The organism is Pseudomonadota bacterium (assembly GCA_039028935.1).
In the GTDB taxonomy this organism is placed as follows: Bacteria; Pseudomonadota; Gammaproteobacteria; order Steroidobacterales; family SZUA-146; genus SZUA-146.
Genome location: JBCCHD010000014.1, coordinates 1 through 19255 on the forward strand (window position 1 = coordinate 1; position 19255 = coordinate 19255).

The 19255-nt window shown below is 56.0% G+C and carries 19 protein-coding genes; 13 read left to right on the plus strand and 6 right to left on the minus strand.

Annotated elements, in window-relative coordinates; translation table 11 throughout:
• Positions 1–657: 2,3-bisphosphoglycerate-independent phosphoglycerate mutase (locus tag AAF465_08505; GenBank protein MEM7082761.1), on the minus strand; the 657-nt coding region annotated here is incomplete at its 3' end.
• 316 nt (positions 658–973) lie between these two features.
• On the opposite strand from AAF465_08505, the gene AAF465_08510 reads away from it, so the two are divergent.
• The 6 genes from AAF465_08510 to AAF465_08535 all read left to right on the plus strand — a co-directional run bounded on the left by AAF465_08510 (position 974) and on the right by AAF465_08535 (position 4491).
• Complete coding sequence (locus AAF465_08510) at positions 974–1399, plus strand: rhodanese-like domain-containing protein (protein MEM7082762.1); 426 nt, start codon at positions 974–976, stop codon at positions 1397–1399.
• 4 nt (positions 1400–1403) lie between these two features.
• Positions 1404–1658, plus strand: coding sequence for a glutaredoxin 3 (gene grxC, locus AAF465_08515; protein ID MEM7082763.1), 255 nt, complete (start codon positions 1404–1406; stop codon positions 1656–1658).
• A gap of 41 nt (positions 1659–1699) precedes the next feature.
• Complete coding sequence (gene secB / locus AAF465_08520) at positions 1700–2179, plus strand: protein-export chaperone SecB (GenBank protein ID MEM7082764.1); 480 nt, start codon at positions 1700–1702, stop codon at positions 2177–2179.
• Between the two features lie 14 nt (positions 2180–2193).
• Entirely contained in the window at positions 2194–3216 is a 1023-nt protein-coding gene (locus AAF465_08525) for an NAD(P)H-dependent glycerol-3-phosphate dehydrogenase (protein ID MEM7082765.1), read from the plus strand.
• A 141-nt stretch (positions 3217–3357) separates the two neighbouring features.
• On the plus strand, positions 3358–4119 hold the full coding sequence (locus AAF465_08530) for a HesA/MoeB/ThiF family protein (GenBank protein ID MEM7082766.1): 762 nt from the start codon (positions 3358–3360) through the stop codon (positions 4117–4119).
• A gap of 42 nt (positions 4120–4161) precedes the next feature.
• Positions 4162–4491: a multidrug efflux SMR transporter gene (locus tag AAF465_08535; GenBank protein ID MEM7082767.1), complete on the plus strand. Its 330-nt coding sequence runs from the start codon at positions 4162–4164 to the stop codon at positions 4489–4491.
• A 21-nt stretch (positions 4492–4512) separates the two neighbouring features.
• Here the strand turns inward: AAF465_08535 and AAF465_08540 are convergent, their stop codons facing one another.
• Positions 4513–4965, minus strand: coding sequence for an NAD(P)H-dependent oxidoreductase (locus AAF465_08540; protein MEM7082768.1), 453 nt, complete (start codon positions 4963–4965; stop codon positions 4513–4515).
• Positions 4966–5130: 165 nt separating this feature from the next.
• On the opposite strand from AAF465_08540, the gene AAF465_08545 reads away from it, so the two are divergent.
• From AAF465_08545 to icmF, 3 genes are all read left to right on the plus strand, one after another.
• Positions 5131–5691: a hypothetical protein gene (locus AAF465_08545; GenBank protein MEM7082769.1), complete on the plus strand. Its 561-nt coding sequence runs from the start codon at positions 5131–5133 to the stop codon at positions 5689–5691.
• A 260-nt stretch (positions 5692–5951) separates the two neighbouring features.
• Positions 5952–6581, plus strand: coding sequence for a TetR/AcrR family transcriptional regulator (locus tag AAF465_08550; GenBank protein MEM7082770.1), 630 nt, complete (start codon positions 5952–5954; stop codon positions 6579–6581).
• Positions 6578–9838, plus strand: coding sequence for a fused isobutyryl-CoA mutase/GTPase IcmF (icmF, locus tag AAF465_08555; GenBank protein MEM7082771.1), 3261 nt, complete (start codon positions 6578–6580; stop codon positions 9836–9838). The genes AAF465_08550 and icmF overlap by 4 nt, the downstream gene beginning before the upstream one ends.
• Positions 9839–9901: 63 nt before the next feature.
• Here icmF and AAF465_08560 read toward each other — a convergent pair whose 3' ends face one another.
• Entirely contained in the window at positions 9902–12466 is a 2565-nt protein-coding gene (locus AAF465_08560; GenBank protein ID MEM7082772.1) for a TonB-dependent receptor, read from the minus strand.
• A gap of 451 nt (positions 12467–12917) precedes the next feature.
• Between AAF465_08560 and AAF465_08565 the strand changes: the two genes are divergently transcribed.
• The 4 genes from AAF465_08565 to AAF465_08580 all read left to right on the plus strand — a co-directional run bounded on the left by AAF465_08565 (position 12918) and on the right by AAF465_08580 (position 17069).
• Positions 12918–13850: an SDR family NAD(P)-dependent oxidoreductase gene (locus AAF465_08565; GenBank protein ID MEM7082773.1), complete on the plus strand. Its 933-nt coding sequence runs from the start codon at positions 12918–12920 to the stop codon at positions 13848–13850.
• A 285-nt stretch (positions 13851–14135) separates the two neighbouring features.
• The gene (locus AAF465_08570) at positions 14136–14936 is read left to right on the plus strand and encodes a choice-of-anchor H family protein (protein MEM7082774.1); all 801 of its coding nucleotides are present in this window, start codon (positions 14136–14138) and stop codon (positions 14934–14936) included.
• A gap of 170 nt (positions 14937–15106) precedes the next feature.
• A complete protein-coding gene (gene asnS / locus AAF465_08575) occupies positions 15107–16486 on the plus strand; it encodes an asparagine--tRNA ligase (protein ID MEM7082775.1) in 1380 nt (459 codons plus the stop codon).
• Positions 16473–17069, plus strand: a complete 597-nt coding sequence (locus AAF465_08580; GenBank protein ID MEM7082776.1) for a protein tyrosine phosphatase family protein — start codon at positions 16473–16475, stop codon at positions 17067–17069. Before asnS ends, AAF465_08580 begins: the two co-directional genes overlap by 14 nt.
• A gap of 122 nt (positions 17070–17191) precedes the next feature.
• Here the strand turns inward: AAF465_08580 and AAF465_08585 are convergent, their stop codons facing one another.
• The 3 genes from AAF465_08585 to AAF465_08595 all read right to left on the minus strand — a co-directional run bounded on the left by AAF465_08585 (position 17192) and on the right by AAF465_08595 (position 19219).
• Positions 17192–17872: an SOS response-associated peptidase gene (locus tag AAF465_08585; protein MEM7082777.1), complete on the minus strand. Its 681-nt coding sequence runs from the start codon at positions 17870–17872 to the stop codon at positions 17192–17194.
• A gap of 137 nt (positions 17873–18009) precedes the next feature.
• Positions 18010–18603: a toprim domain-containing protein gene (locus AAF465_08590; protein MEM7082778.1), complete on the minus strand. Its 594-nt coding sequence runs from the start codon at positions 18601–18603 to the stop codon at positions 18010–18012.
• Positions 18551–19219: a glutathione S-transferase gene (locus tag AAF465_08595; protein ID MEM7082779.1), complete on the minus strand. Its 669-nt coding sequence runs from the start codon at positions 19217–19219 to the stop codon at positions 18551–18553. Before AAF465_08595 ends, AAF465_08590 begins: the two co-directional genes overlap by 53 nt.
• Between the last annotated feature and the right edge of the window lie 36 nt (positions 19220–19255).

Genomic DNA, 19255 nt, shown 5'->3' on the forward strand with positions numbered 1-19255 from the left:
GGTTGGAGTAGCGTGCGGCGCGTCGCCTGTGGTGTACAGCGTGTAGGCTCGCTCGATGCGATCCCAACGATTGTCGCGGTCCATCGCGTAATAGCGACCCGCCAACGTGGCGATTCGGCCCACGCCCGCCTCTGCCATCAATGCTTCGAGGCGCTCAATCGAGGGCTTGGCACTGCGCGGTGGCCGATCACGGCCATCGAGCATGGCGTGGACATAAAGCTGCGTGACCCCACGCGACACGGCCATTTTGATCGCAGCAACGAAATGGTCCTCATGACTGTGCACGCCACCTGCGCTCAACAGCCCCATCAGATGCAGGGCACGGCCCGAATCTCGTGCGCCGTCCATGGCCGCCACTAACGCCGCATTGTCATTGAAGCTGCCGTCGTCGATCGCCGCACCGATGCGCGTATAGTCCTGATACACCACGCGACCGGACCCCAAGTTCAGGTGCCCGACTTCGGAATTCCCCATTTGACCGGAAGGCAGGCCCACATTGAGCCCTGAGGTACCGATCAATCCCCAGGCAAAATCGCGGCGAAGTCGGTCAAAATGAGGGGTATCAGCCGCCAAAATAGCATTGTGCTCAACCTCTTCCGAGTGGCCCCAACCATCCATGATAATCAGCGCCACCGGCCGCACGTCTGGCTTTGGCATAACAATTGTCCTTCCATCCCGCCAACTGTCCGCATCAGCTGCTGGATATAGTGAATAGTGTCAGCGCGTTAGCCGCGGTCGCGCCTGTGCCCGTATTCTAGCAGCCCGTTGCGAAAGTCTCAGGACAGTGTCCTGATGATCGACGGGGCGGAACTAGCGGAGTGTACATGAGCCGAAAACAGGGTCCAGCGGGCGTAAAAATCAACTTTCCGACCACGACTCTGCGTTAGTTGTTCTTCAAATATAGCGCAGTGTTATAATGCCGCGCCCTTAGCCTATGGCCTCAAGTAACTGTTTTACGGGACGATTCGCAACCATGCAGCAGATCATTGAATTTTCCAGCAATCACCCCTATTTAGTGGGTCTGGCTATCATTTTGACGATGATTTTGATCGCCAACGAATTTCGGCTTCTTAGCCGCAAAGGAATTGATGTCACGCCCTCCGAGACCGTCGCGCTCATTAACAATGGCGCGAAGGTAGTCGATATACGCAGTATCGAACGGTTCCGTTCAGGGCATATTCTCAGCGCACTGAACATTGCGCTAGACGATCTTGAGGCCAAAGCGGCGAAAAAGCTCGCCGCACACAAGGACAAGTTCATTATCGTTTATGACGATAACGGCATGCTCGGCGCTCGCGCCAGTACATTACTACGACGGATGGAATACAAAGCCGTCAATTTAAAAGGCGGTCTCACCGCATGGAAGGGCGATAACCTGCCGCTCGAAGAAGGTAAGTAACAACATGAACAAGATGGTTTTATATGGCACCGGCTTTTGCCCATTTTGCATTCGCGCCAAACAGCTACTCAATCATAAGAACATTGATTTCGAGGAGATCCGTGTGGACAAGGACTCCGAGCAACGCGCAATCATGCGCGAGCGCTCAGGACGTACCAGCGTGCCACAAATATTTTTTGGCGATCACCACATTGGCGGTTGCGATGAGCTTTATGCGCTCGAACGCAAAGGCGAGCTAGACACGCTTCTGGCATCTTAATTTCAGTCACGGCCTCCGCGCCCCAAAAACAGGTTACGAACATGGCAGAACAATCCGCCGACGAACGACAAGTCGCTATCCAGCGAATCTACGTCAAAGACATTTCTTTTGAATCGCCCCGCGCACCAGCGGTGTTTGCTGAAAAATGGGAACCCGACGTCAACATGCAGCTCAACACACGCTCGTCGAAACTCGACGGCGACGACCTGTATGAGGTGGTACTGACCGTCACGCTCGACACCAAAGTTGAGGGCAGCACCATTTTTCTATGCGAGGTTCAACAAGCCGGTGTGTTCGTCATCAAGGGCTTCACCGAAGAAGAGATTAAACACGTGGCGGGTAGTTTCTGCCCCAACCAGCTGTTCCCTTACGCGCGGGCAGCAGTAGCCGACCTTGTGAGTCGCGGCGGATTCCCCAATCTCGCGCTCCAGCCCATAAACTTCGACGCGCTTCTCGCACAACATCAGCAAGAGCTACAAAAAGCACAGTCAGAAGCACAGCAAACGAACGAGCGGCACTAGCCTAGCCCCGAGCGATGAGCAATCACCCCTCACCACTCGTCGTACTGGGCGCTGGCTCTTGGGGCACGGCGCTGGCGATTCAGTTCGCTCGCAGTGGGCGCGATACCGTGATGTGGGGCCGCAATGAGCGCCATATAGAAGCAATGCGAGACGCGCGGGTCAACGATATCTATCTGCCCGACTGCCCGTTCCCCGACAACCTCCACGTCGTGACCGATTTTGCCGAAGCGGTATCCGGCGCCCGTGACATCCTTATCGGGGTACCGAGCCACAGCTTCCGTGCCACCCTTGAGAAGCTTGAGTTCCTCTTGCCGCTTGACGGTCGCGTGTGTTGGGCGACCAAAGGGTTTGAGGAAAACAGCGGCAAGCTGCCTCACCAAATCGCGCGAGAGGTACTGGGCGATAACATCCCTACAGCAGTGCTATCGGGCCCCACCTTTGCGGCCGAAGTTGGACGGGGCCTCCCCACGGCGATGAGTATCGCCTCCACCAACGAAGCGTTTGCGCTGGATTTGGCGAGTTCAATCTCCGACGATTCGTTCCGCGCCTACACGACCGATGACATGATTGGCGTCGAAGTCGGTGGCGCCGTGAAAAACGTGCTGGCAATTGGCGCCGGTATCTCAGATGGCCTAGGCTTTGGCGCCAACACTCGCGTCGCGCTCATCACCCGGGGCATTGTAGAAATGTCGCGATTAGGCCAAGCGCTTGGTGCCCAGCAGGAGACCTTTCTCGGTCTCGCAGGCGTGGGTGATCTGATGCTCACCTGCACCGACAACCTGTCGCGCAATCGCCGTATGGGTTTGGCGTTGGCCGCAGGACAGAGCATAGAGGAAGCGGCCAAGGAGATCGGGCAAGTCGTTGAAGGCGTGCGCGCCGCCAAGGCGGTATGGCAGGTTGCACAAATGCACGATGTGGAAATGCCCATCGTCTCCGAGCTGTACGCGGTGCTCTACGAAAACAAATCACCTCAGCAGGCCGTCACCGACCTCATGCGGCGCAGTCTCAAGCCGGAATCCACCGCCAAGTCGGCCTAACCGCACACACGGCACAATGGTATCGGACGCACCCAATGCGGCTTGGTATGATTTAGCCAAAGCAGGTTCGGCCAGTAGCGCGTCCCCTCGGCGACTGCGACCCCTTTCGACACGCCAACGCTGTTAGTTTGAAGGACGAACGTGACCGATCAATCCACGCTCTGGCGCACACGCTACGCACGACAGATATCGCTCCCTAACTGGGGCGAAGCGGGACAACACGCGCTGGCCAACAAAACAGTGATGATCATCGGGCTTGGCGGTTTGGGCTCGCCGGTCGCCACCTACCTTGCCGCATCGGGAGTCGGCACGCTCAAACTGAATGATTTTGACAGCGTCGACTTGTCGAATTTACCGCGTCAACCGCTGCATAGTTCCGAGGACGTTAACCGCCTCAAAGTCGAATCCGCGCAGGAGCGCTTACGCGCAATCAACCCATTGGTCGATTACAAACCGTTACCCTCGCGACTCACGGAGACGGAGCTGCGCGATGCGCTGAGCGATTGTCACTGTGTGGTCGACTGCACCGACAATTTCGGCTCACGCTTTGCCATAAATCGAGCCGCCATCGCCACAGGCACACCATTGGTCTCGGCGGCGGCCATACGCGAAGAGGGTCAGCTCGCGGTATTTCGCCATGACGTGTCGGACAGCCCGTGCTATCGATGTCTATACGCCGAAAGCGATGAGGCAACCGGAGACTGCCAAGGACAGGGCGTGATGTCACCGCTGGTAGGCGTCGTGGGCAGCATGGCCGCAACCGCGGTGCTGAATATTCTGGTTTACAATGACAATAACGCGGGCAGCTTGTTGCTGTTTGACGCGCGTCGCCTGCAATGGCGTGCGATAACATTGCGCAAAGACCCGCACTGTCCGGCATGCTCAGAGGGTGGACAGACATGATCGTTTACGAATCGATTCGCGTCGGCGCACAGGGCCTCTCCCATGGCTAACTTGGCATGGGGTGCGCTCTTTTTAGCGGGGCTGTTTGAAGTGTTATGGGTGATCGGCATGAAGCACTCCGACGGCTTCAGTAAGGCAGGTCCGACCCTGTTTACAATCGGCTGCATGATCGTCAGTTTTGGTTTGCTGTCGTGGTCACTCAAACACGTGCCGCTTGGAACAGCCTATGCGGTATGGGTTGGCATTGGGGCGTTGGGCGTCGCCATTTTCGGCATGCTGTGGCTTGGCGAATCGCAACACTGGGTGCGCATCGCCTGTATGTTGCTCATCATCTCCGGCGTAATCGGCCTCAAACTCAGCGATTCGGGCTAATCAGGTCGGTCCCATCAAGCGCTAAAAAATGCCGGCTTCTGTGCCCGCTGCGACCAGTTCGCCCAACGCCTCACAGTCTGCTTCAAACGACTCCTGATATTGGCCATGCAGGAGAAGCGGTGCTTGAATGAGCTTCCAGCGAAGACCACTCGTGATGCGCTGAACACCATCGAGCGTACCCTGCCCGTCCAGACCCGCCCGCACATAAAGCGCGAACGGTAATCCCTGCGTCTGTTCCAGACAGTCGTAGTAGATGCGTTCGAAAAAATCTTTGATCAAACCACTCATGGCCCCAAAATTCTCGGTGGTCCCAACAATGATCGCATCTGCTTGCTGAACGTCTGAGCTGCGTGCATCAAGTGGCGTCTTGCGGACGACGTCGATCGACGACCCCTCTGCCCCACGCGCAACGGCGCTTGCCAGCGCGAGCGTGTTCGTGGAGGGCGTGTTGGCCACGATGAGTAGACGAGGCATAAGGTTTCCTGGCCAAAGAAACGATGCTGGCAGTTTTGCGGACGTTACGCAATGCGTATCGGTCGGTGGATTATCGATCAAATCACTGTATTTGCGACACGGCCGGGTTACACTGTACCCATGGCGTCAGGTCCGGCGTTCAACTTATGTCGACGAACACATCCCATGCATACGATTCAGACGGTCTTTCGATTATTAGCGCTTTGTACAGTCGTACTGCTCGGCGCGGTCGCCGGCTGCAGCGCGGAAATCGAAACCATCATTGGCGAGCCCGGACTCGAGGCGAAAAGTGCACGTGATTATTCAATTGAAGAAAGTACCGCCACATCGATACCGATGGGCGGTTTCATCGAATTCAATGAACGCGTAGAGATCGATGCCACCACAGGCTACGGTAATTGTTTCTATGCCACGTACGAATTTCGATTTGAGTACGACGCCTCCGTGTTTGTTGAATTTCGAGACGGCACCAATGGTCACTGCAGTTTCGGCGCAATCTTGGTCCGGTCCTTTGAAGTGCGCGTACTCGCCGAAGAAGATTATCCACTCGGCGCTCAGCTGTCGCCTTTTATTCAGTTTCACCAAAGTGATCCCCACATCGCAGTCTTTCAAATTGGCCGAGAGTATTTTGCCGAGCGCATCAGCGATCTACGCGAGGTCGAAATCAGCTGTCGCCGCGATTCGTGTGACGGCATGATTCAGCGCCGCGTCGCGAACTCCATCTGATTCGACGTCTCCTTCCCGCTCGCGCAGACACGGCGCGTTGATCCTCCTTCTCGATCCGCGAACGACAGCCACCAACACAGCAAATAGGGGATCGTCAGCGTCTCAGGCGGCGATTGGGGGAATCGCTTCCTACGCGATCATCCCTGACTAAGCACTTCTGCACACGCTGTACACCGCTACGAGAAATCGTAACCCTCTGTAAATACTGAAGTCTGAGATTATTTACTTGCTTGATACAAGCAAATGAGTAGAATACGCCCATGACACTTACCGCCCCATCTCCTCGTCGGTCGCACGCCGAACGTACACACGAGTCCGACCGTCGCATGTTTCAGGCGGCCGTCGAACTAATCACTGAAAAAGGTCTGGACGACACAACGCTCAAGGCCGTTGGCGAGCGTGCGGGCTACAGCCGTGGTCTGGCCGGCTATCGGTTCGGCAACAAACAGGGCCTGTTCGAGTTTGTACTCCGGCGCGTTGGTGAACATTGGCTGGCGCAGCTTAGCGCTGTCACCGAAGGACTCAGTGGGGTCGAAGCGATGACCGCAGCAGTGCGCGCGCATTGCGCACTGTGCTGCGACAACGAGGCGCCGGTGCGAGCATTCTATATGCTCTGGCTCAGCGCGGTTAGCCCCACATCCGATACACGAGAGGTTGTCCGCAACATTGATCAACGCCGGCAGCGAGATGTCGCACAATGGGTGCTCGAGACGGACCCGTCGGTGACCGATGCGCACGCGAAGGCGGTCGGCGCCCAATTTAGCGCCGCGATTATTGGCATGGCCTACCACTGGCTTGCTCGACCCGACGACCATGCCGCCGTTGCCGCCCAGCACGATCAACTTATTCATACGATGCAGCATGCGATGCATGCAAGGAACTCATCATGAGCACCATTACGCCATTGATTCAGCCTCCAGCACCCAACGCCGACCCGGCCGCTACGCCGCTGCGTTTTGTGACGGCCGCCTCGCTCTTTGACGGGCATGATGCCTCGATCAATATCATGCGACGCATCCTTCAAGGCTCCGGCGCTGAGGTGGTGCACCTCGCACACAATCGCTCCGTCGCCGATGTGGTCGAGTCCGCACTGCAAGAAGACGTGCAGGCTATCGCCATCAGCTCGTATCAAGGTGGGCACAACGAGTATTTCCGCTACATGATCGATATGCTCAAGGAGCACGGTGCTGGCCATATCAAAGTATTTGGCGGCGGGGGCGGCGTGATCGTTTATGACGAAATTCAATCGCTTCAGGCCTACGGCGTCGAGCGCTTGTATTCCCCGCACGACGGTCAGCAACTGGGACTGCAGGGCATGATTGACGATATGCTCGCGCGGACCGCAGCGGCACAGGCGCCAGCGGCACCCACACTCGATTCCCTACCGCAGTATACGGCGACGAACCTGGCGCAGGTCATTACCGGCATTGAGAACGGTGCCTACGACAAACCCGCGCTGGCATCGCTCAGTGCCTCTGCGCCACCGGTGCCGGTGCTCGGTATCACCGGCACCGGCGGCGCGGGGAAGTCCTCGCTCACTGACGAGATCATCCAGCGCTTTCGACAAGACAGTGGTGATAGCGTGCGCATCGCCATCTTGGCAGTGGATCCGACGCGGCGTAAAACGGGTGGCGCACTGCTCGGCGATCGAATTCGAATGAACGCCATTTATCATCCCAATATCTACATGCGGTCGCTCGCGACACGCGGTACGACCGGTGAAGTGCCGGACTACCTGCCCGACGTTATCTCAGCCGCGCGTCACTCCGGATTCGATTTGGTGGTGGTTGAAACGCCTGGTATTGGTCAGGGTGACGCGGGCATCGTGCCATTCGTGGACACAGCCATGTACGTGATGACACCGGAGTTCGGTGCACAAAGCCAGCTTGAGAAGATCGATATGCTCGACTACGCCGATGTGGTCGTTATCAATAAGTTTGATCGTAAAGGCAGCGACGACGCCCTGCGCGATGTGGCCAAACAAGTGCAGCGCAACCGCCAGGCCTTCTCGCAACAACCCCATGAGATGCCGGTATTTGGCAGCATCGCCTCTCGGTTTAATGATGATGGGGTGACCGCGGCGTATCAATACCTCAAACGACAGCTAGTGGAAAAAGGACTCACCGACTACCCGTCGCAACTTGCGCCAGTCAACCGTCGCAGTTCGTCAGAGAGGACCATCATCGTGCCGCCGCAGCGTCAACGCTACCTGGCCGAGATTGCCGAATCTGTCCGCAGCTACCACACCAACGTGACAGCGCAATCCGATGCGGCGCGGGCACATCAGCAGGTACGTGCGACGATCGACATGCTGGGCGACCGAGCGCCCGATGCGACCGCCGCACTCACTGAGCTTGCCAACGAAAAAGCCGATGCCCTTGAGCCGGCTTCCAAAACGCTGCTTGACGACTGGCACCAACTGGCTGACACGTACTCGGGTGACTCACTAACGGTGACTCTACCCAACGGCAAAACCATCGAGCAACGCATCAGCAGCACGAGTTTGTCTGGCACCCGTATTGCAAAAGTATCCCTGCCTGTTTTTGCGGATCACGGAGAGCGACTCAAGTGGCTGATGAAGGACAATGTCCCCGGCCGCTTCCCATTCACCAGCGGTGTATTCGCGTTTCGACGAGAAGGGGAAGATCCAGCCCGAATGTTTGCCGGCGAAGGCGATGCGTTCCGCACCAACCGGCGCTTCAAACAACTCTCCGAGCACTCCGAGGCTAAGCGACTGTCGACGGCATTTGACTCGGTCACGCTGTACGGTTTCGATCCGGCGGTACGACCGGACATCTACGGAAAAATCGGTAACGCCGGCGTCTCGATTGCCACGCTCGACGACATGAAAGTGCTCTATGACGGTTTTGATTTGTGCGATCCAGGCACGTCGGTGTCGATGACCATCAACGGGCCGGCACCAACTATTTTGGCGTTCTTCCTTAATACGGCAATCGACCAACAGCACGCCGCGTTTGTCGATCAACACAATCGCGAGCCGAACGCGGACGAATACGCACAGCTCAAGAGTTTTGCCGTCAGCCATGTGCGCGGCACCGTCCAGGCGGATATCCTGAAAGAAGATCAAGGCCAAAACACGTGCATTTTCTCAACCGACTTCAGTCTGCGCATGATGGGCGACATTGCGCAGTACTTTATTGATCACAATATTCGCCGTTTTTATTCAGTCTCCATTAGCGGCTATCACATTGCCGAGGCCGGCGCTAATCCGATTTCGCAATTGGCGTTTACGCTGGCCAATGGTTTCACCTATGTTGAAACCTATTTAGCACGCGGCATGCGTATTGACGACTTCGCGCCCAATCTGTCGTTCTTCTTCTCAAACGGCATGGATCCGGAATACACCGTCATGGGAAGGGTCGCGCGGCGCATCTGGGCCACCACCATGCGCGATAAATACGGGGCGAACGAACGCAGCCAAAAACTCAAATACCATATCCAAACATCGGGGCGCTCACTGCACGCACAGGAAATGGACTTCAACGACATTCGCACGACGCTACAAGCGCTGCTTGCGATCAATGACAATTGCAACAGCCTGCACACCAACGCGTATGATGAAGCGATCACTACGCCCACCGAAGAATCGGTGCGTCGCGCGATGGCCATCCAGCTGATCATCAATCGCGAATTCGGCGTCGCAAAAAATGAAAACCCCAATCAAGGCGCGTTTATTGTCGAAGAGCTCACCGACCTAGTCGAGGAAGCGGTACTGCGTGAATTCGAGCGCATCTCCGATCGCGGCGGTGTATTGGGCGCAATGGAGACCGGGTATCAACGTGGAAAGATCCAGGAAGAGTCGATGTATTACGAACATAAGAAGCACGACGGCTCGCTGCCTATTATCGGCGTCAATACATTCTTGCCCGACGCATCAACAGAAGGTGAGGAGATCGAGCTTGCCCGCTCAACCGAGGATGAAAAGCAGCGTCAGATTCAACGTCTGGCGGCGTTTCACGAGACGCATAAAGACGTCGCGCAAGCGCATCTTGAGAGGGTCAAACTCGCCATCGTAAACGGCGAGAATGGCTTTGCCGCGCTCATGGAAGCCACTCGCTATTGTTCGTTGGGACAGATCACAAACGCTCTGTTTGAAGTCGGCGGCCAATACCGACGCAACATGTAGCGCTCATAAAAAAAGCCCCGACGCGTTACCGCGTCGGGGCTTTATATTGCCTGCAGCTATCGGTTAGAAGCTGTAGTTATAACGGGCATACCAGAAGCCGCCGTTAAAGCCGAAGGGCGAGAACTGGCTGTAGCGGTTACCCACACCAGCTGCCGCATCCGGGTTTTCATCCGGCACTTCATCAAACACGTTGTTCACGCCAATGATGATTTTCTGACGTTCGGTCAGGTCGTATGAGGCCTCCACGTCAACCAGCGTCTTGCCGTCGTAGGTTCGTCCGTCTTCTGAATCGAACCAATCGTCGTAGAAGCTAGCACGCGCCAGGAAGCGCCAGTTATTGACCGTGTGCTGAGCCTGCAGATTCCAGCGTGTTTCCGGCAGACCGGTTTCGATCTGCGCCACACGACCCGCAGCAGAGTCGATTGCCGACTGCTGCTGAGCGGCGCTCAACGCGTTCTGATCCGACGTACCAAACGCGATTCGCTCAAGTGGCGACGTCACGTCGGTTTCGGTGTTGTTAAACGTGAAGGTCAGATCGGTCAGACCACCGCCCCACTCGATTGGATAGGTTGCGACAATATCGAAACCGGTGGTTTCCGTGTCGAAACTATTCGAGAAGAAGCGGAAGTTCTGGAGGTTACCCGCGCTGGTCACACCGGCGGCAACCAGACCGTCGATCTCAGCCTGAGTCAGCGCAAAGTTTGGCGACAGGTTCAAACGATCGTCAATTTCGATGTTGAAGTAGTCAATCGTCACTTCCAGAGCACCGAGATTGAAGAACGTACCAAACGTGAAGTTAGTAGACTCTTCAGGCTCAAGCGCCGCACCACCTCGAAGCTGGGCGACAGCCGTAGTGGAAGGCACGGTGCCATTATTCACGAGGTCGTTGATGGTGAAATCGAACTCGGTGGATACGTTGAACGCGTTCGACTGACCCGGTGTCGGTGCCTTGAAGCCCGTGCTGAATGTCGCACGGAAGCCAAGGTTATCGGATACACGATAGTTACCCGCCACTTTGAAGTTAGTCGTGGTACCAAAGTCCTGGAAGTCTTCCCAGCGCAACGCGGCGCCGAGCAACAGCGCGTCATTGACGTCCCATTCGGTGTCGACGTACAGCGCAACGTTTTCACGTCCGAACTGGCCACCGGCGATGTTACTAAAGCCTGGGAAACCGTTCGATGCAGCGCTGAAGCCTTGAGCAGCCAATGGACCGATGTCAAACGACTCTTCCTGACCGACACGCACTTCAAACTCTTCGAGTCGGTATTCCGCACCGAATGCGACGTTCACGTTCTCACGTGGGTTGTAGGCGAAATCGGCATTGAGTTGACGTTCGAATTGAATGTAGGCACCTGGATCAAACATCGTTGGCGTCGCTGGGCCCAGCGAGGCGTTCACGGTGTTGTTGATAAAGAAGTCCACTTCGTTACGACCCACCGAACCGCTGAAGTCGTAGCGCAGACCGCTACCGTAGTTCCACTCACCTTTCACACCGGCAGTCAGAGCTGAGTCGCTGACATCACCACCGAAGCGTGGCGTGAAGCCGCCCGGGAAAATTTCCTGGAACGTGAAGCAATTCGGATCGGCGAATACATCCGCCAACATCGTTGGATCGGGAATGTTATTGGTGATCGGAATGTTCATGCAACCGCCAGACATATCGCCGGTTAGGTCACCCACGAGCAGCGAAGCGCCACCGTCATCACTAAACACCGCACCGCGCGTGTTCGGATTACGGAAGTAAAAGCCTCCATCGACGTGCTTGGTGACATAGTTAGCGTGCGCATACGCTTCAGCGCCATTGCCAAGGTCTAGGCCAAAATTACCCCAGAACTTCCAGCTGTCTTCAATCTTAGGCGAACCCCAGATTTGCGCTGGATTGGCCACCGCGGTGTTGCCAGCGGCAATCAGTCCGGCGGCGTCATCACGCTGAATACTGCGATCCGTATCGTCTGCTTCGCCATACTCAAAACTTAAGTTGGCAAAACCGTTGCTCGACAGCGGCAGACCGATGTTGCCTTCGATGCTCACCAAATCACCATCGCCTTCATAATGCGAACCGTATTTGACGTTGAGCGAGCCGCCCTCCGAATCATCTTTAAGAATGAAGTTCATCACGCCGGCAATGGCGTCCGAACCATACTGGGCCGCGGCGCCGTCGCGCAGCACTTCAAGCTGCTTCAACGCAATGGAAGGGATCGCGGAAATGTCCGGCCCTTGTGCCCCGTTGGCGATACCGTTACCCAGCCAGTAAATGACCGACGCACGATGGCGGCGTTTACCATTGATGAGCACCAATGTGTGGTCGGGTGCCAGACCGCGAAGGTTGGCGGGACGCACGATGGTGGCGGCATCACTGATAGGTTGCGTGTTGACGTTATAAGACGGCACCACGTTTCGAATCAGCGAACTCAAATCGGTGTCGCCCTGATTAGCGAACTCGTCGCCGCTCAGCACGTCCACCGGAGCCGGTGATTCGGTCGCTGAACGAGCGCGCGCTCGTGTACCGGTAATGATGACTTCTTCCAGCTCACCATCTTGCGCCACAGCCGGCGCGGTGTAACTGAACGAGGCCGTCGCGCATGCTGCCCCAATCAGCAAAACGCGTTTGAGAGTTACTCGTTGCATGAAATGAATCCTCTGTAAGTAAGACCGTCCCGTTCAGCGCCAACTGCGATGAGTCGTTGCAAATGTGCAACAAATACCAAAAATCAGCTACTTATGGGTCCAGTGCCGCCTTTATATAACAATTCCTTATGCAATAAAAGACGACGTGTGATGCGTCGCGACGAACGACACCGCTATGTGTGTTTCACACCACACATTCATCGCGCCAACCCGGGGCAGCGAAGAACCTGCGAGGTGCCGCGTTCAATGCGTCATTGAATTTGTCGCCTACTCTAATCGGATGTTTTTAATCGATTAAAAGGTCGCGGTCACGACGCATAATTTGTTAAGTAGGGGTTGTATAGATAAGCAAACACCTTACCCTTCACTCGTTCTTAACGCGCTGGAAGTAGCCTCATTGACCGACCGCTTTGCCGTTTTTAACTAGATTCAGGCCGTTTACGGAACCGACATGCAGCGATTAATCGGCGCACTTTTATTTTATTTGCGCTTCCTTCCCAGTTTCACCGCGCCGCCTTTCCACGTGCGTAAACGCCGCTGGCGTGCGATTCCCTCGCTTGAGGGGCAAACGTGGTTGATAACCGGAGCGTCCGATGGCATCGGTCGAGCATTAGGGCGATTAGCGCTTGAACACGGCGCGCACGTCGTCGGTGTTGCCCGAAACCGAGCGGCGCTGGACGATGTACCGACCACACCCGAACAAGCGGCTCGCTTTACGGCCTTGTCTTACGATCTCTCATCAATGTCCGCCGTCGAATCACTGAGTCATGCACTGACTCAATCGAAACAGTTGGATGTACTGGTTAATAACGTGGGCGTGATGCTGCATGAGCCCATCGCCACATCCGAGGGCTTTGAGGCGTCCTTTGCGACGAATTTGCTCGGCCACTACTTACTAACGCGCACATTGCGCGACAAACATCGGTTGGCGACCGGAGCGCGCGTTATCAATATGAGTTCGGGCGGCATGTACAACGTGCCGCTGCTCAGTGACCGTCTCGATACGCTTGACGATCACGATGGCTTAATGGCGTATGCGCTACACAAGCGCGCGCAGGTCATCCTTACCGACTATTGGCGCGAACACGATGCCGGCCGCCACTACTACGTCATGCATCCAGGCTGGGTAAATACCCAGGGCGTCAAGACCTCATTGCCACGGTTTCACGCGGTACTTGGCCGCATTCTGCGCACACCTGCACAAGGGGCCGACACCGCGCTATGGCTTGGCGCCACCACGCCGGAGCAGTCCGAGCCTGGTATTTGGTTCGATCGGGCCCTGCGTAACGCACACATCTATAGCATGACTAAGCGCCTAAGCGCCTCCGGCGCGCATTTAGTTAGCCTGCTCGATTCAAAACTCGCCTCACTCTCAGACCGCTAGCAACGTACTGTCAATCCCGGCGTGTCGGCGCCGCCCAGCGTTTCTCGCATCGCATCCACCGCCCGTGGCGTGCAAACGCGAACAGGTTGCCAGGGCCTAATCGCCTGTCGATTATCCAGCAACCACATCCTTCAGCCATTGCCTTTGACGCCCACCACATCACGATCGATACGTATTTTTAATATGAATAAACAATAGCTTAAGCATCAATTTAAGCAGTTCAGGCCAGGTTCAGGCTGCCCGTGGTGTACTACAGTCATCATCGCAACACCTCAGGAGTCATCCGTGCGAACTCAGTCCACTTTTGGCCTCGGCCGCCCACTACTTCGCTACGCATTCGATCTCGGCGCCGTTGCAGCCGGCGTACTCGTCGCCTTTTTTTCACTGAGTGCGCAGGGGCAGTCATTACCGACAAGCGACTCGGTGAACGTCACCGAACGCATCGCCACGAGCCGCGGCGTACCCAGCTCGGCAAACAGCGTCACCGGACGGCTAGCACCGCCCGCAACGGTCACACAAAAACCACGCTCCGACGCATCGACGGATAAGAAACGCAGCGTATACGGTGATTTCGACATCTACGACGCCGATGTCACGCTGTATTTTGACGACGATCTGGATGGTCACTACTACGGCATCGATGTCAATTTCGACGCCGACACCGATTACGTTACGGCCGATGTCTACGCCATGCTGTACTTTAGCTTGGAAGGTGGTCCGTGGGAGCTTTACTACACGACAGAAATCTTCACACTGTTTAACGACAGCGGCAACGACGACTACACCGTCGAAACTGAACTCTACTCGGGCTACCCGACGGCTTACTACGATGTGCTGATCGAACTCTATGACGCCGATACAGGCGACTTCGTTGCCGATTTTGGCCCCAGCGACAGCCCGGAACTCGACGACGCACCGCTGGAAGATCAGCAAAAGGACATCGGCATAATCACGCTGGGTCCAGAGCCCATCGTGAGTCATTCACACGGCGGTGGCGGCAGTCTGTCGCAGCTGTCGCTCTTTATGTTGCTACTCAGCGTGGCACTCATACGCCGAACACGACAACCGCTTCTTGCCGCTGGCTAAATTCGAAGCCAGCTCCCCCATCGCGACGGCGGCTCCCTGTCCGCCGTCGCGATCCCTCACCCGATACGATTTTTTTTCGACCCGCCCTTCCACGATCGACCGCACACGCCGGACATCCCCAATCGCTCGGTGTAAACTACGCCATTGCGTTTTTAGGATGGACGGTTCCGATGACCACTCACAGCATAAAAGACATTCTTGGCCACCGCGTGGAGCCCGATGAAACCGTAACGGTTCAGGGGTGGGTACGCTCGCGCCGCACCTCGAAAGGCGGGTTTTCATTTATCCAACTTCACGACGGGTCCTGCTTTGATACGATTCAGGCCATCGCTGACGGTGATCTGGCCAATTACGAAAATGAGATCATCGAAATCGTCACCGGTTGTTCGGTTGAAATCACCGGTAAATTGGTCGCCGTAGACGGCCGCGGTCAGGATCGCGAAATTCAGGCGACACACGTGACGGTCATCGGTTGGGTCGACGACCCCGATACGTATCCCATATCGAAAAAACGTCACAGTTTCGAATTTCTCCGCACCGTGGCGCATTTGCGCCCGCGGACCAACACCTTCGGCGCGATGGCGCGCGTCCGAAACGCAATCGCTAACGCGGTACATCAGTACTTTAATGAGCGTGGTTATCTGTGGGTTAATACGCCGATCATCACCGCGAGCGACTGTGAAGGCGCCGGAGATTTATTCCGCGTGAGTAAGTTAGATGTGGTGAATAAACCGTCGGATTACGACAACGATTTTTTCGGCAAAGAGACTTTTTTGACTGTATCGGGCCAGCTCAACGTCGAGAGCTACTGTTGCTCGCTCAACAAAGTGTACACCTTCGGCCCCACGTTCCGCGCTGAGAATTCCAACACGAGTCGCCACCTGGCGGAATTTTGGATGATCGAGCCGGAAATTGCCTTTGCGGACCTAGCGGATAATGCTGCCCTTGCCGAGGATTTTCTAAAAAACGTGTTTGCCACCACGCTAGACGCTGTGCCGGACGACATGGCGTTTTTCAATCAGCATGTCGACAAGCAGGCGATTGAGCGTATCGAAGGCGTCATCCAGAAGCCGTTTACTGTCATGGACTATTCCGACGCTATCGATATTCTGATCAAGTCCAAACAATCGTTTGAGTTTCCCGTTGAATGGGGACTCGATTTACAGTCTGAACACGAACGGTATCTCACCGAGAAACACGTGGGCGGACCCGTGATCGTGGTGAACTACCCGAAAGAAATCAAAGCGTTTTATATGCGCCAGAACGACGACGATAAAACGGTGGCCGCGATGGACGTGCTGGTTCCCGGCGTCGGTGAAATCATCGGCGGCGCGCAACGAGAAGAACGGCTGGACGTGCTCGATGCCAAGCTTCAGTCACTCGGACTCTCAGACGATCTATGGTGGTACCGCGATTTGCGCCGCTACGGTACCGTTCCACACGCCGGCTTCGGCGCCGGCTTTGAGCGACTCGTGCTTTATGTGACGGGCATGGAGAACATTCGTGACACCATCCCTTACCCACGGGTACCCAACAATGCCAGCTTTTAAGCACACCATGACAGTGATCAACACACGCGTTCGTGCATTCGCGGCCCTGATCGCCTGCGCGTTGGTGGTCGCTTGCAGCGGCAGTGCGAACGATCATGCGATGCAAAGCAATGACGGCGAGCCGGTGAACTATCTCGTGTATGACGCATCGTTCTCCAGCGCCGGCATGCCCGATGCCGCGTTTATCCAACAACTGGCGAGCAATGGGGTCGACCACGTGATCAACATTGCGCCGCCGGATGCGGACGGCTCACTGGACGATGAGGCCGCGCTCGTTGCGGCGGCCAACATGCAGTATCTGAATATCGCCGTCGATTGGCACGAACCGACGCAAGAGGATGTCGACACCTTTTTACGCTTTATGCGTGAACACTCTGACGACAATGTGTTTCTTCACTGCCAAATGAACATGCGCGCAACGGCGTTTGCCATGCTTCACCGGGTGATTAATCAGCAGGTCGCACCAACTGATGCGCTAGCGGACATGCAAACGATTTGGACGCCGAACGAAACATGGGCGACGCTCATCAACACCACACTCGATAGACACGACATCGACTTTAAGGTGCCCGCCGCCGACTAAACGTCGCACGCTGGTTTTCGCGTTGGGTTCTCAAGCGCCATGATGGGAACCGATGCGCGAACTCAATCCGAAGCCAATTCGTTTCACGATTGGCACGTCTGCCAGGGTCCGCTGTACAAGCGCTATTTAGCTTGCTTGAGCGGCACGGGCCGCTCGAGTGCCACGGGCTGTTGTTTGTTGCGCGAGTTGTTATAGGTCCGATCGATCGGGGTCGCCTGCAAGGCGTAAGGTAGCGATGGCTCGAACAGCGTTCGCAATGCACTCTCATCTTGGGCCTGATCCAGCCAGCGAGTCGCGCCTTCAGCATCGAGGAGAACGGGCATGCGGTGATGATACGGTGCAAACTCAGGTGACGCTTCGGTGGTCACAATCGAGCACGACAACACATGCTCGGTGCCGTCAGTCCAATAATCCCAAAGCCCGGCGAATGCCAAACCTTGTCCCGGGGAATCAAATAAAAACGGTGTTTTCTCTCCGTCTTTTCGCTGCCATTCAACAAATGAACTGGCTGGCAACACCGCACGCTTGTGACGAAATGGTCCTTGATAGGCACGGCTTTGATTGAGCCGCTCGGCGCGGGCATTGAACATCGCGTATTTCGTCGAAGGACCGCTGCTCCAATGCGGCACGAGCCACCAGCGCATGTCGCTGATCACACGCTCGCCTTCCCAGTAATGGACCACAGGCACACTGTCAGTTGGCGCGATGTTGTACCGCACTGGCAATGGACCTAAATCAATATCCAGTAGCGCAAGTAGCGCATGCACGGCCGGATCGTCGGTGACGTTAAAGCGGCCGCACATCTGTTTTCTTCATCCTCATCATGTTCAAGTCATACTACGATTCCAAGCGAGGAAAAAACAGCACTCGAGGCTCGGCACACTCGACCATGCTCTTGACGCGACAGAATACGTGTCGGGTCCGCGCGATGGATCGCGCGCTACAGGCTTAGGCGCACCTGTCGCCGTGTCGATGGATCAAGCAACAACGTGTGGCACTCGGCTTGACTGAACTGCGCGACTCCTCGAAAACGCATGACGCTTGCCGCTCGATTTCGCACGCGATACGCGTCGAGTTCGTCCTGCGTCCAAAAATACTGTGAATCAGAGCCCGAAACACCACGCCACCCTGGCGGTATGACGGCCAGCACTTTGCCGGATTCGACAAGCGGCCGCAGTACTTTGCCAAAAAATATCGCCAACAACGCCCGGGCGTGAGCGCCATCCACATCCGGATCGGTAAGCAGCACGACCCGATCGGCACGCAGCTTCTCAGGCTGGCATTGCTCCGCGATGCCGCAGCCGAGTCGCTCAATCAGTTGGACACATAGCGCGTTGGCCTCGATGGTCTCAAGTGACGCGTGCCGTACGTTCAGCAGCTTACCCTGTAGTGCAAATATCTCTTGCTGCGCACGATTGCGCACTTGATTGAGCGTACTCGCCGCGCTCTTTCCTTCAACCAGAAACAGCTCTTTTTGATGTTCAGGCGTAATCGTAGGGTCCGCCTTGAGCGAGTGCGCGCTGATACGCTTCACGTTCTTGCACCTTTTCCACAAACTGCAGAATGTGCGTGTGCTGGGCAATCCGCTTGTCACGCGCCAATGCCGCCTCAAGTGGAAAACTCATTTGAATATCCGCGCCTGTCAGGGTCGGTCCGGCAAACCACTCGCGTTCCGCAAGATGTGCATCGATAAACGCCATTTGTCGATCTATGTTTGGTTGGACAAACGACGACAGCACTTTATTGGCGATACCTTTGGCGATGGGCTTCGCAAAAAAAGGCATCGGCGACTCCTTAATGCGACTGAATACAAGTCTCATCAGCAATGGGGACATCAGCGATCCTTCGGCAAAGTGCAGCCAGTATTGATAGGTATTGTAGTCATCACTACCGACCGGAGGGGCGAGTTGTCCGTCGCCATATTCACGCGCCAAATATTCCACAATCGCACCAGACTCGGCAATCACGCGATCCCCATCGGAGATGACAGGCGACTTACCCAGTGGGTGTACGTCCAGTAATTCAGGCGGCGCGAGCTGCGTCGATGCGTCGCGCTCATAGCGCTTCACTTTATAATCAACGCCCAATTCCTCGAGCATCCATAAGATGCGCTGCGAGCGCGAGTTTTGCAGGTGGTGTACCACTATCATAATGCCTCCATCGGCTCATCAGCCGTAATACGATTC